Source organism: Undibacterium sp. Ji49W (genome assembly GCF_049340205.1).
Taxonomy (GTDB): domain Bacteria; phylum Pseudomonadota; class Gammaproteobacteria; order Burkholderiales; family Burkholderiaceae_D; genus Undibacterium.
In genome coordinates, this window is record NZ_JBMPOW010000021.1 from 36021 (window position 1) to 48728 (window position 12708).

The 12708-nt window shown below is 50.1% G+C and carries 16 protein-coding genes; 10 read left to right on the forward strand and 6 right to left on the reverse strand.

Annotated features, from left to right (window positions below; translation table 11 throughout):
* Positions 1–128: 128 nt before the first annotated feature.
* On the reverse strand, positions 129–1703 hold the full coding sequence (locus tag ACO0LK_RS22480; protein WP_422979033.1) for a sensor domain-containing diguanylate cyclase: 1575 nt from the start codon (positions 1701–1703) through the stop codon (positions 129–131).
* Between the two features lie 246 nt (positions 1704–1949).
* Here ACO0LK_RS22480 and ACO0LK_RS22485 point away from each other — a divergent pair, with 246 nt between their 5' ends.
* The 3 genes from ACO0LK_RS22485 to ACO0LK_RS22495 all read left to right on the forward strand — a co-directional run bounded on the left by ACO0LK_RS22485 (position 1950) and on the right by ACO0LK_RS22495 (position 3708).
* Complete coding sequence (locus ACO0LK_RS22485; protein WP_422979035.1) at positions 1950–2798, forward strand: transposase; 849 nt, start codon at positions 1950–1952, stop codon at positions 2796–2798.
* A gap of 161 nt (positions 2799–2959) precedes the next feature.
* The gene (locus ACO0LK_RS22490) at positions 2960–3313 is read left to right on the forward strand and encodes a hypothetical protein (protein ID WP_422979037.1); all 354 of its coding nucleotides are present in this window, start codon (positions 2960–2962) and stop codon (positions 3311–3313) included.
* Complete coding sequence (locus ACO0LK_RS22495) at positions 3310–3708, forward strand: hypothetical protein (protein ID WP_422979039.1); 399 nt, start codon at positions 3310–3312, stop codon at positions 3706–3708. Before ACO0LK_RS22490 ends, ACO0LK_RS22495 begins: the two co-directional genes overlap by 4 nt.
* Before the next feature lie 256 nt (positions 3709–3964).
* Here the strand turns inward: ACO0LK_RS22495 and ACO0LK_RS22500 are convergent, their stop codons facing one another.
* The 5 genes from ACO0LK_RS22500 to ACO0LK_RS22520 all read right to left on the reverse strand — a co-directional run bounded on the left by ACO0LK_RS22500 (position 3965) and on the right by ACO0LK_RS22520 (position 7333).
* Positions 3965–4423 (reverse strand): integrase core domain-containing protein, encoded by a 459-nt coding sequence (locus ACO0LK_RS22500; protein WP_422979041.1) that lies wholly within the window; start codon positions 4421–4423, stop codon positions 3965–3967.
* Positions 4420–4881, reverse strand: a complete 462-nt coding sequence (locus ACO0LK_RS22505; RefSeq protein ID WP_422979043.1) for a hypothetical protein — start codon at positions 4879–4881, stop codon at positions 4420–4422. The genes ACO0LK_RS22500 and ACO0LK_RS22505 overlap by 4 nt, the downstream gene beginning before the upstream one ends.
* A gap of 33 nt (positions 4882–4914) precedes the next feature.
* A complete protein-coding gene (locus tag ACO0LK_RS22510) occupies positions 4915–6132 on the reverse strand; it encodes a hypothetical protein (RefSeq protein ID WP_422979045.1) in 1218 nt (405 codons plus the stop codon).
* Between the two features lie 80 nt (positions 6133–6212).
* Positions 6213–6722, reverse strand: a complete 510-nt coding sequence (locus ACO0LK_RS22515; RefSeq protein ID WP_422979047.1) for a hypothetical protein — start codon at positions 6720–6722, stop codon at positions 6213–6215.
* A complete protein-coding gene (locus ACO0LK_RS22520) occupies positions 6719–7333 on the reverse strand; it encodes an RNA polymerase sigma factor (protein ID WP_422979049.1) in 615 nt (204 codons plus the stop codon). Before ACO0LK_RS22520 ends, ACO0LK_RS22515 begins: the two co-directional genes overlap by 4 nt.
* 337 nt (positions 7334–7670) lie before the next feature.
* Between ACO0LK_RS22520 and ACO0LK_RS22525 the strand changes: the two genes are divergently transcribed.
* Genes ACO0LK_RS22525 through ACO0LK_RS22555 form a run of 7 tightly spaced genes read left to right on the forward strand, consistent with a single transcriptional unit; the run spans position 7671 to position 12499 of the window.
* A complete protein-coding gene (locus ACO0LK_RS22525) occupies positions 7671–7973 on the forward strand; it encodes an urease subunit gamma (RefSeq protein WP_110253278.1) in 303 nt (100 codons plus the stop codon).
* Positions 7974–7982: 9 nt separating this feature from the next.
* On the forward strand, positions 7983–8288 hold the full coding sequence (locus tag ACO0LK_RS22530) for an urease subunit beta (protein WP_162058817.1): 306 nt from the start codon (positions 7983–7985) through the stop codon (positions 8286–8288).
* A complete protein-coding gene (gene ureC / locus ACO0LK_RS22535; protein ID WP_422979052.1) occupies positions 8285–9982 on the forward strand; it encodes an urease subunit alpha in 1698 nt (565 codons plus the stop codon). The genes ACO0LK_RS22530 and ureC overlap by 4 nt, the downstream gene beginning before the upstream one ends.
* 3 nt (positions 9983–9985) lie before the next feature.
* Positions 9986–10504 (forward strand): urease accessory protein UreE, encoded by a 519-nt coding sequence (gene ureE / locus ACO0LK_RS22540; RefSeq protein WP_422979054.1) that lies wholly within the window; start codon positions 9986–9988, stop codon positions 10502–10504.
* A 2-nt stretch (positions 10505–10506) separates the two neighbouring features.
* Positions 10507–11187: an urease accessory protein UreF gene (locus ACO0LK_RS22545; protein WP_422979056.1), complete on the forward strand. Its 681-nt coding sequence runs from the start codon at positions 10507–10509 to the stop codon at positions 11185–11187.
* A gap of 37 nt (positions 11188–11224) precedes the next feature.
* On the forward strand, positions 11225–11869 hold the full coding sequence (ureG, locus tag ACO0LK_RS22550; protein ID WP_422979058.1) for an urease accessory protein UreG: 645 nt from the start codon (positions 11225–11227) through the stop codon (positions 11867–11869).
* Between the two features lie 27 nt (positions 11870–11896).
* A complete protein-coding gene (locus ACO0LK_RS22555; RefSeq protein WP_422979060.1) occupies positions 11897–12499 on the forward strand; it encodes a HupE/UreJ family protein in 603 nt (200 codons plus the stop codon).
* Positions 12500–12708 lie beyond the last annotated feature (209 nt).

Below are 12708 nucleotides of genomic sequence, written 5' to 3' on the forward strand. Positions count from 1 at the left end.
TATGTCAGGCTGCTGATGGATATTTTTAAAGTTAAGGGAATGAAGAGAAATTGCCACTGTTATTGCAGGATTGCCTTCAGTTTTCATCAAATTATTTCGCCAAATTATTTCGCCAAATTATTCGCAATTCATGCTGGTTTATGCTCGCCATTTCCCGCATGCACGCGATTTCGCCCCTGTGATTTGGCATGGTAGAGCGCCTTGTCAGCGGCTTCAATCAATTCAACAGCCTGATTGTTTTCTCTGACAGGTACAAAAGCGTCTATGCCTGCACTGACGGTGACCACGCCGGCCGAGTTGCCAGAATGTTTGAGTTCAAGCTGATAAATGGCCTGACGTATGTTTTCCGCTACTTTCATGGCGCCTGAAATATCGGTGCCGGGTAGCAGGATTGCCAGTTCTTCTCCGCCATAACGTGCGCTAAGGTCGCCGGGGCGGTGCTTGCCAGCGGCAACCACCTTACTGATTTCACGCAGACATTCATCACCGGCGGCATGACCATAGATGTCGTTGTACTGCTTGAAGCAATCAACGTCTATCATGATCAACGCCAGCGAACTGGCATTGCGCATTGCCCGGCTGAACTCATCTTTTAATGCAATATCAAACTGACGTCGATTTGCAAGACCTGTCAGGCCATCCTGCATCGCCAGTTTTTCCAACGTCCGGTTCAAGTTTTCCAGTGAGTGGCGCGCCTTGGACAGTTCAGCTTCGGCCTGTACACGAAGATTGATTTGTCTGATCAGCCGTGACCCGATCAAAGCCAGGCCCAACACCAGGCAACCGACACCTATGGCATGCACGATGGAATTTGACTTCCATTCTTCCAGTACTTCATCTCTGGACAAGGCGGCAGACACTACCAGTGGATAGAGCTCCAGTTGCCGGTAACTATTGATTCTGACAATACCGTCCTGGCCGGATGTAAAGGTTTGTGTACCCACTTTGGCATTGGGCAGATAGTCACGAAACAGGGGGAATTGCGAAATATTCCTGCCCAGGGATTTTTCTTCAAAAGGACGCCTTAGCAGGATGGTGCCATCCGTCAGCGCAACAAAAATCGCCCCGGTTTCGCCTATATCAAACTGCTCGTAAAACTTTTTGAAATAGCCCATATTGATGGTTGCCAGAACAACGCCTGCAAAGCCGCCATCACTATTGTTAAAGCGCCTGCTCACGGTGATTATCCATTCACCTGTGGACTTGCTTTTGATGGGCGGACCAATGTGTACACCCCGATCTGTGTGCTCGCGATGGTAGATGAAATATTCACGGTCAGAATTATTGGCATTCTTGTTAAGAGTCGCCTGGGAATTGGTTACCCAGCGGCCATCCTGATCGTATACAAACAGGCCATGCAGTTGCGGCAATTCCTGAACCCGTTTAATCAGTAAAGAATGCATGCGCTCAAGATTGGATTCCGTGACACCATCCACTTCCAGCCTTTCCACCAGCCCCACCAGCACGGTATCGGCCCCTTTGATCGTATCGTAAGCATGCTGCCCTATGGAACGAGCCAGATTCGAGGTAGCCCTCTCGGTTTCCGCCAGTTGCACCTCGCGTGCCCGCCAGGTTACCCAGCCCTGGACCAGAATTAAAGAAGCGCAGACCAGTATCACAAATCCGGTTGCCAGCGCAGTAACAGGGAATTTTCTGGGGGCAGGGTCAGGAAGACCAGTATTGATGGCAGTCATAGTCGTCATGAAGTGAAACCTTCCTTCCAATCCGGTGGTGACGCAGCCATGCGCGTAGAGCATACTGCTTCTGAAGAAGTGCAAAGATGCCAATAATTATAGGGTATATTGGTAAAAAAATATCGAATTATTGATGTGCTCACAGGAAATATTTCCTGTGGATATCGAGGACGTTGGCATTCTCTTTATCGGAGATGGGGTCATGGTTATAGCCCCCATTTGATGTTGATTTATTAATCGATATGAGGGTATAGCATGGTAAGACCACTACGATTAGAGTTTGCAGGTGCTTTATATCACGTCACTTCTCGTGGAGACAGGCGTGAGGATATCTATTTGGATGATGACGACCGGCAGGAGTGGTTGACGGTGTTGGCCGAGGTATGTGACCGCTTCAACTGGGTGGTACATGCCTACTGCGAGATGAGCAATCATTATCATCTGCTGGTCGAAACCATTGATGGCAATTTGTCGCGTGGTATGCACCAGCTCAATGGCTTGTATACCCAGCGTTTTAATCGTCGTCACAAACAAGTCGGGCATTTGTTCCAGGGCAGGTACAAAGCGATTCTGATACAAAAAGAAGCGCACCTGTTGGAGTTGGCGCGCTACATCGTTCTTAATCCAGTACGTGCCGGGATGGTGAGTTTGCCAGAGCAATGGTACTGGAGCAGCTATCATTTCTGTGTACGTGACCAGCACGCTCCGCCGTGGCTGGATACCGACTGGTTATTGGGACAGTTTGGTGTCAAACGCAAACAAGCCAGGTTAGCCTATGCCAGATTTGTACGGGATGGCGTGGGCTTGGCTTCGCCCTTGCTGGCAACCCGACACCAACTGCTGCTGGGGGATGACGAGTTTGTCGAAAAATACCAGCATCAATTACGCCCAGAAGACCTCCGGGACGTGTCTATCGCACATCGACGTGCGATTTCTTTGCCGTTACATACCTATCAGGAAAACTTTGCTGATCGCAAGGAGGCCATGGCTCAGGCATATCGGTCTGGCGCTTATTCCATGGCCGAAATTGCAGCCTTTTTTTCTGTTCACTACGTCACTGTCAGCAGGGCAGTGCGGGCATTTGAGGCAAAACACGAACAGTAGACTTGTGTTGATTCGCGCCTTCTTTAGAGACTTTAACGGGACTGGACGACGACAGGTCTTATACTCGCACATTTGCTTGTTGTAGAATTGTCGTAATGTGAGACCTGACCCCTTTTTTTCTGGCTGCGGCCGCAGCATGTGCGCGAACGCCAGCTTGCGGAATGGCTTTAGCGGCCGCATCCGCAGCAACGGCTAAAGCTGCGGGCGATATGTGCAGTAAGACGTACAAGAAATTTAAAAACTGGTATGCACAGGATAATAGTTCAGCTGAGGGAGCAGATAGCGGAGATAAGGGATCAACTCCTACTGATCTGCCTGCTCAGCCAAACGAAAACAACTTAGACAAGATTCCTGAGAATAAAGGTGACAAAACTGCTCAAGACGCTGGGTATATTGATGCGCATGACGCCAAAAACGGTCGAGGTGACAGTAAGGTTAATATATACAACGACAAGACAACAGGGCAAAAATGGCTCTGGGACGGTAAGAGAGGCTCTGAGAAGGAAATATTATGAATAGGGAAAAGTCGGTTTCGCTTACGCTCCGAGGTTTTGATCGTACTGCGCAAGATGTTGCATCGCTCATAGGTGTAAACCCAACCCGTCTTGGAAATCGTGGTGAACCGGTGCGGCCAAGCGTCAGAACATTGTTAACTCGCTCCTATGTCCAATACTCAATGAGCTTTCCAAGTGAATATTCTCTATGCGATATGCTTCCTGATTTCCTTGTCTATATGGGAGGGGTTAGCCACCTTTGGGATGTGCAAAGCCAAGTGCAGCCGGAGTTTTTTGAGTTTCATTTTGACTTGCCAGTGAAAAAATCTGAAGAGTCACAAGAAGGATATTTTTCGACAAAAGACGTTGCAGATATTTTTCAACTCAGAGCCAGCATATCGCTCGGTTTTTTTTAAATTAATAGGCATTACATAGCTGCCCTGTTCGACGTTCGATTGACCGAATATATTCCGCCTATTCTGCATTTTTTTGCAGGGAACGGCGGATTTTCGATGTGCTCAGAGCATCAAAACGTCAAAATTTCAATCAACATCACAAATCGACTTCGCGTAATTGCCTAAGTTTTGCGCAAAATTCATGCTGGATACGCACCAACACCCGAACAGACATTCTGTCCATACACGGTAAAGCTGTTGGTCCTTCAAAGCATCACTATCGCCGTATATAAAAACCACACAACAAACCATCCCAAGCTGCAAAGCACTGCACCGATTTTGGTGCGGTGGCATACGGATCGATGCCTCGCCACACTTCCGCTGGCGTCCACCCATGCAAATGTTGATGCGGCCGAATCAAGTTATACCAACTCATAAATTCCGCAAGCAAACCGTCAAGTGCCAGCCCATCCTTGGGAATGATCAAATTGAGTTTTTGCTTTAGCGTTAAAAAGAAGCGCTCAATACGCCCGTTTTGCCAGGGCTTACCCGGCTGGCTGAATTCATGCCGTATACCTAGCTTCATCAAACCCACAGCAAAAGCTGCACTTCGAAACACCGAAGCATTATCAGTCCGGATACTTTTTGGTTTCCCAAATAATTTAATCGCTACTGCAAGCTGATTCAGTATGGCTTCTGAAGTCGCTGATTCCAAACGCACCAATAACAAATTCAAGCGCGTCCCGTGGTCAACTGCACCCAGTAAAAATGTTGGACACCCCCAGCGTCTACTTTCCCCGTTCCATCCAGACACCAACGCAGATTTGCAGGAGCTGGTGCCGGAAAATGATTTCTGGTACGTACACGTATTGTCTCTCTTTCAGACCGATACTTTTGCACCCAGACATAGACCGTATTGAGTGATACGGACATCCCGGTATGGGCATACAGACGATTGAAGGCATACATCGTCACCCGATAGCTACTATTTTCTTCCATGTAAAGATCAAGCACTGCATCTATTACCCAGGCTGGTTTCCTGTTGCCGTTAGATCGTCGTGGTCGCGAAGGATAAAAACGGGCGACAGCAGCAGGAGAGCACGCATCATTTTCTTTTGCACTGTACCTATCATAAAAACTTACCCGCAACATCCGAATCAGCAGCACAATCAACATCACTGAAACAATCAACATGGGTATCTGTTCAGTTAGAATAAGACTCACCCATCAAGGCTTTTTCTCTTCCCGTTTTTCTATCACTACCCTTGACGTAGCTGTTGCTTCCCTGACGGTATATCCTTCAGGTATGCCGAACAGGCTGGCGGCTGGCTCTGCGCGTTTGAGATTGGTCAGGCGGTAGCTCCATTCGCCGCTGCGGGGGTCGCTTTGTTTGATCAGGACGGTTAGTTGTAAGTCCGGGGAGTACCAGTTTTCAGAGCTGACGGTAATCGGATTTTTATTGCCGATCTCGCCGGCGGGGATTTGATACGAACGCATTTTCCCCTCCGCACGGACGCCATCGAAATCTCTTGTGCCCATGTCTTTGGTGCTTGTCTTGCTAACCCAGCGGCTGTCCATATATGCGGGCGGGAGTGGTGCTGTTTTTATGATATTGATCAGATTATCGGTTGCGCTGATGACGGCAGTATGCGGTCCCGGTACAGAGGTGATAGATTTTGCATTGATTACTTTGACCTCTTCTCGTGTTTCTTTGTTGCCTTCAGATTTGTCATCGCTTTTTTTTCTCAATGTTTTGATAATGATTTCATCGTCATTCGTTTGCAGATAGATCCTGCCTGTAATTCCTTCCTGCTTCTCTTTTGCGGCCATGACTTTCCCATCTGCTGTCTTTGTAAGGATAATCTTGGTGACGGTCTTTCTGTCCGGTATGATTACATAGCGTGAGTTTTCCACCGGGTCGGTGATAAGAATTTGTGACACATTGCCTTTGCTGTCACGTACTTCATATCGAGTGCGGCCTACAGTATCTCTATAGACCATGCTTGACGTTTTATTGCTGATCTGATTGCCGTCAGCCAGAGTCTGCGTTTTTTCGGTAATGATCTCTGCGCTGTATGGTGCGTTTTTTACCAGGTTAGACATATGCATGTCTTGCATGCCTGAGAAAACTGCGTTCATGGCATCGCTGGCATTTCTCGCTGCACTCATTGCATCTGCAACGGCTTTGTTGACGGTGCTGGCTTCTGGCAAATCGGCTAGTGCTGCAAGTGCTGGCACGGATGATGTTGCGGAAAATGGTGTGATTGGAGCCATTGGTGGCAAGGGCGGCATGGGTTTAAGCGGTGCAATTTGATGAACTTCAAGTTGTTGGCGTGTTTGTTTTTCTTCTGCTGAAATTGGTACAGGGTTGTCATTGATGACATTGGCTTGCGCTGCCGTCCATGAATAGCTCAAAAAAATCAGTATTGGAAGTTTGAAAGTCATGATATTTCCTTCGTGTTCATGGGTAAATTGGATTCAAAGAATCTAAGTTGAATTTAAAGATGTTGCTTAAAACGGATGCGTTAATTTTTGAGCAGGCGCATGGCTAATGGCGCCCCTTCCTCGTCCACTAACATCTGCGCCCTTACCATTTCACCGGCAATTTCTGGGCTAACGGGCATGCCCAGGCTGGCCAGCCAGGCAGCTGGCACTTCGGTTTCCATCATGTGAGGTGTTCCTTCATCCAGACGTTCCAGCGGCACCAGGGCGACGAAGGGCGGCAGCTCTGTGTTTGAAACTGCGGTGCTGTCAGGTGTAATTTGATGTGGGGGCGCTGGAAACAGCACTGTCAACATGACCAGGCAAAAACTGCCGCACATTGTCAGCAGACCAGCCAGCCAGGGGCGCAATTGACTACTGCGCGCCTGCTTTTTATGCTTGTTTTGTTGCTGGGTAAAGGCCAGTAATAAAGCCTGCTCAGTCGACGCTGGTGTATTCAGTTCTTGCAAGTCTTGGCGCAAGAGGCTGAATTGCTGGTCCAGCGCAGCATCGGTATCGCTGATCTTGTGCTGGGAATTCATGTGCTCATTCATCTTTGTGTTCCTGTTTTTGCTGTTGCATCGGGTCGCCAGCCCATTCTTTCGCTGTATTGCAGGATGGCGGCACGTGCTCTGGACAGGCGAGAACGCACGGTGCCTATGTCTATGCCGCAAATGACGGCGATTTCTGCGTACGACAGTTCTTGCAGTTCATACAAAATAATCACATCACGATAATGCGGCCGCAGCACGGCCACTGCCTGCCTGACATGTTCTGTCAATTGCTGGCTGAAGATGGCATCTGTGGGTTCTGCTGCTTCGCTTATCAATACTTCTTCTTCGTTTTCATCTCCGTGACCTTTGCCGGGCAACTGCTGATGGCGGCGCTGGGTCTGGTCCTGTTTCAGCAGCAGGTTCCTGGCGACACCAAACAAAAAATTCTGCAAATTGCCCAGACCCGCGTCATAACGATACGATCTGGTCAGCAAGCCCATGAATACGTCTTGCACGACATCGGCGGCCAGCGCGCTCTGGCCGCAACGCATGAGGGCATAGCGATAAATCGGCCCCTGATGCCGTTGGTACAGACGTTGAAATGCAGCGACATCGCCATCGCGCATTTGCCTTAACAAGCTAGAGTCTGTATCCCCGGTATCCGTCTTCATTCGTCTGTTGTTGTCTTCTGCTTGGTTCTGTTGGAGCAATTTATGTATGTCTCAAGAGGTATTACCTTGATGGGCCTCGAAAGTTCCAACTATTTCGCTAAAGGCTGTTAGACGGGTATTTAATAAATATGCACATTTATGGTGATTTATTGCATTTATTTGGTGCGTTTTCATGAAATATTGATTGTCTGCACATAGATATACTTGGTTCAAAACTTGCTGTGTTGCTTTTAATAATGTTCCAGAAGTAAAAGTAGATATTCGGTGCCTGACTACTTGTTATTTTGAAAATCAACCGAAATAATAGGAAAGAACTACGTGGAGCGAGAAAGAAGATATGGATCTGACACCCAGAGAAAAAGATAAGTTGCTGATATTTACCGCCGCCTTGCTGGCAGAGCGGCGCAAGGCGCGTGGCCTGAAACTGAATTACCCGGAGGCGGTCGCCCTGATCACCGCCGCCATCATGGAAGGCGCACGTGATGGCCGCACGGTGGCTGAACTGATGTCGGAAGGCACGCAAATACTCAGCCGTGCCGATGTCATGGAAGGCGTGCCGGAAATGATTCCTGATATCCAGGTCGAAGCGACTTTCCCGGACGGTAGCAAGCTGGTTACCGTCCATCACCCCATTCCCTAGGAGAAAACCATGATACCAGGCGAAACCCTGATAGAGGATGGGGATATCGAATTGAACGTGGGTCGTCCCGTGGTCAGCATTACTGTAGCCAATAGTGGTGACAGGCCGATACAGGTGGGCTCACATTTTCATTTTTATGAAACCAATCCGTCCCTGCAATTTGACCGTCAACAAGCTTACGGCATGCGTCTCAACATTGCTGCCGGTACCGCCATTCGTTTTGAGCCGGGGCAGCAACGCAGCATAGAACTGGTGGCCCTGGCAGGTGACAGAAAAGTCTATGGTTTCAGCGGTAAAGTGATGGGGGCGCTATGAAAATTTCACGTCATGCTTATGCTGAAATGTTCGGGCCAACCACGGGTGACCGCATCCGTCTGGCAGATACCGGCCTGTTCATAGAAATTGAAAAAGACTTTGCGATTTATGGCGAAGAGGTGAAGTTTGGTGGCGGCAAGGTGATACGCGATGGTATGGGCCAGTCGCAAAGGCCACATGCTGAAGTCATGGATACCGTTATCACCAATGCTGTCATCATTGATCACTGGGGTATTGTCAAAGCAGACATCGGCATTAAAAATGGCTTGATTGCATGCATAGGCAAGGCGGGTAACCCAGACATACAGTCTGGCGTCGACATGGCCATTGGTGGCGCGACCGAGATCATTGCCGGTGAAGGCAAAATCGTGACCGCTGGCGGCATCGATTCACACATCCATTTTATTTGCCCACAGCAGATTGAAGAAGCCTTGATGAGTGGCGTCACCACCATGCTGGGCGGCGGCACCGGCCCGGCCACCGGCACGGCAGCCACTACCTGTACGCCAGGCCCCTGGCATATGCATTCGATGCTGATGGCGGCAGATGCTTTTCCCATGAACCTGGGCTTTATGGGTAAGGGTAATGTCAGCCTGCCTTTGCCGCTGGAAGAGCAGGTAAGGGCCGGTGCCATCGGCCTGAAGCTGCATGAAGACTGGGGCACCACGCCACAAGCCATCGATAATTGCCTGACGGTGGCTGACAATATGGATGTGCAGGTTGCCATTCATAGTGACACGCTGAACGAAGGCGGCTTTCTGGAGCATACCCTGGCGGCATTTAAGGACAGAACTATCCATACCTTCCATACCGAAGGTGCAGGCGGTGGTCATGCGCCGGATATTATTGCTGCGGTGGGTGAGGCGAATGTACTGCCGTCCTCCACCAATCCTACCCGGCCCTACACCGTCAATACCCTGGACGAGCATCTCGATATGCTCATGGTCTGCCATCATCTTGACCCGGCTATTGCCGAAGACATTGCCTTTGCTGAATCACGCATACGGCGCGAAACCATCGCTGCGGAAGATATTCTGCATGATATCGGTGCTATCTCGATGATGTCTTCCGATTCCCAGGCCATGGGCCGTGTTGGCGAAGTCATTATGCGTACCTGGCAAACGGCAGACAAGATGAAGCAGCAGCGTGGCTCGCTGGCAGAAGACAATGCGCGTCATGACAACTTCCGCGTTAAACGCTATATCGCCAAATATACGATTAACCCCGCACTGACCCATGGCATTGCCCATGCCGTTGGCTCGCTCGAAGTGGGGAAGATTGCCGATATCGTCTTGTGGAAGCCAGCTTTCTTTGGCGTGAAACCATCGATGATCATCAAGGGCGGCATGATCGCCGCTGCCCAGATGGGTGACCCGAATGCATCAATACCAACGCCACAGCCCGTGCATTACCGCATGATGTTTGGTGCCTTTGGTGGGGGCTTGAAAAAGTCGTTTACTTTTGTATCGCAGGCGGGGCTGGATGCGGGGCTGGCAGAACAGTTGAAGTTGAACAAGACCCTGATTGCCGTCAAGAACACACGGCATATTCGCAAAAAGGACATGATACACAATGGCCTGACGCCAAAAATGGAAGTCGATTCCGAAACCTATGAAGTCCGTGCCAATGGTGAATTGCTGGTCTGTGAACCGGCAAAAATCCTGCCCATGGCCCAACGCTATTTTTTATTTTAAACAATGCTGACATTACAAACAAAAATCGAGACTGCCGACAGCATCGCCGGGCAACTGGTCTTGCCGTATGAATTACGTGAAAAAAGCCGCCTGCGTGCCACGCTTGCCAGTGGCGAAGATGTGGCCGTGTTTACCGTGCGTGGTACTGTCATGCGCCATGGTGACCTGATGCTGGGTAATGATGGCCGCGTGATTGAAGTCGTTGCTGCAGCCGAGCCGACATATAAGGTGGAATGCGAAACTGCCTTTAATTTATTGCGCTGCGCCTTCCATCTGGGTAACCGGCATACCCAGGCGCAGGTGGGTGACGGTTTTTTGCGTATACGCAAAGACCCGGTGCTGAAGGAAATGTTACAGGGCTTGGGGGCCGTCGTTACTGAAGAGCAGGCCAGTTTTGAGCCCGAATCTGGTGCTTATGGCGGTGGCCATCATCATGGTGGCGATGACGGGCATCCGCATAATCCACTGGCGCCTATACCTTTGCGCCAGCGCATACATCGTCCTTCAGACAGCAAGGCTTAAGCATGCAGTCTGCGGCATTGCTCCATTTGTTGCAACTGGCCAGCCCGTCTTTGCCTATCGGTGCCTATAGTTATTCGCAAGGGATGGAAGCGGCGATAGAAAAAGGTCTGGTACGCAACGAAGTCACAGCCAGGGAATGGATTATCAATTCTCTGCATGAAGTGGTGGCCCGTTTTGAAGCGCCGGTACTGTGGCGTTTGTTACAGGCTTTTGGTGACCGGGATCTGGCCGCCGTATCGCACTGGACCAGCTTGTTCATTGCGGCCAGGGATACAGCAGAATTTCGGGCTGAGAGCATACAGATGGGTTATTCACTGGGCAAACTAGTGAACGACCTGAAGATTGCTGATGCAGAATTACTTGCGATTTTGCTGGCGCAACATGAATTGCCTTTGCCCACGGCCATGGCTGCAGCCGCCGTTGCCTTGCAGGTGCCGCCAGAATCGGTCTTGCTGGGCATGCTGTTTTCGTGGGCAGAAAACCAGGTGCTGGTGGGGGTGAAATCCATTCCCCTGGGTCAGGTGGCAGGGCAACGTTTATTGCTGTCGCTGCGACCCGAACTGGAAAAAGCGGCAAGACTGGCACAAGAACTGGAAGATGGCCAATTATCGAACTGGGCACCGGGGCTGTCTTTGCTGTCCATGCAGCATGAAGTCCAATACAGCCGACTATATCGGTCATAAAGCCGGTCGTAAAAAATAAAAAAACAGGAAACAATAAATGAATACCCAAACACATACATCTTCAGAACCAAACCCCTTGCGCGTAGGCATAGGTGGCCCGGTCGGTTCCGGCAAAACGGCATTGTGCGAAATGCTATGCAAAAGCATGCGCGACCACTACGAAATGGCGGTCATTACTAATGACATCTATACCAAGGAAGACATGGAAATTCTGCTGCGTGCAGACGCCTTGCCTGCCGAACGTCTGATGGGAGTGGAAACTGGTGGTTGTCCACACACTGCCATACGTGAAGATGCATCCATCAACCTGGAAGCGATTGCCCGCATGAGTGCTGATTTCCCTGACCTTGATTTGATACTGGTGGAATCTGGCGGCGATAATCTTGCGGCCACCTTCAGCCCTGAACTGTCAGACCTGACTATTTACGTCATTGACGTGGCCGGTGGCGAAAAAATCCCGCGTAAAGGCGGGCCAGGCATCACCCGTTCAGACTTGTTGATCATCAATAAAACCGATCTGGCACCGCACGTAGGCGCCAATCTGGACATCATGGCGCAAGACGCCAAGCGCATGCGTGGTGAGCGGCCTTTTGTATTTACCAATCTGCGTACCGGTGACGGGCTGGAAGCAGTAGTCAGCTTTATCCGCAAACAAGGCATGCTGGACGAAGTCAAAAACTAATTTTCAATCTGGAATCGGGAGATAAATATGAAAGCAAGTAAATCGCAAATTCTTGGTGTTATTGCCGCGTTCAGCCTCGCCATGATGACTATGCCGGCGTCGGCGCATGACAGTGTGCTGCATACCATGAATGCCTTGCTGGATGGCTTTCTGCATCCCTTCACCGGGTTCGATCATTTGTTGGCCATGCTGGCGATAGGCATCTGGGCGGCGCAGCAAAAGCAGGCGCGTGCCTGGCTGATACCGGCCAGCTTTCCCTTGATGATGCTTGCTGGCGGCGCGCTCGCTTTGGCAGGTGTTGCGTTGCCGGGTATAGAGCATGGTATTGCTGCTTCTGTGGTGGTACTGGGCTTGCTGATCAGCTTTGCGGTTAAATTGCCTCTAAGTGCGGGTGTGGCCCTGGTATCTGTGTTTGCCGTGGCACATGGCTATGCGCATGGTCAGGAAATGCCGGCAAATGCATCAGCATTGCTGTATGGCAGCGGCTTTGTACTGGCTACAGCCTTGATCCATGTCATGGGCTGGATGGCGGGTAAGGGCGCACAACAATGGCTGGCAAGCCAGTTGCCGCGTATTGCTGGTGCAGGCATTGCCATGGCTGGGGTTTTCTTTTTCGTATCTGCAAGCTGATTCTGTAAGCTTGATTTTGCAAGCTGATTTTGCAAGCTGATCAAGGTTCAATCTTTAATCAAGCAATAGGGCAAGGGTGGCGATGTCATTCTTGCCTGATTTGTAATTTGCGGAATGTTGTGATCCTTTGGTCGCAACTTGTCACCACTTGTCGCCCCTTCAAGTGACTATGCCGATTTCGTCTTTCAAGGCGCATACAAACATCAAGA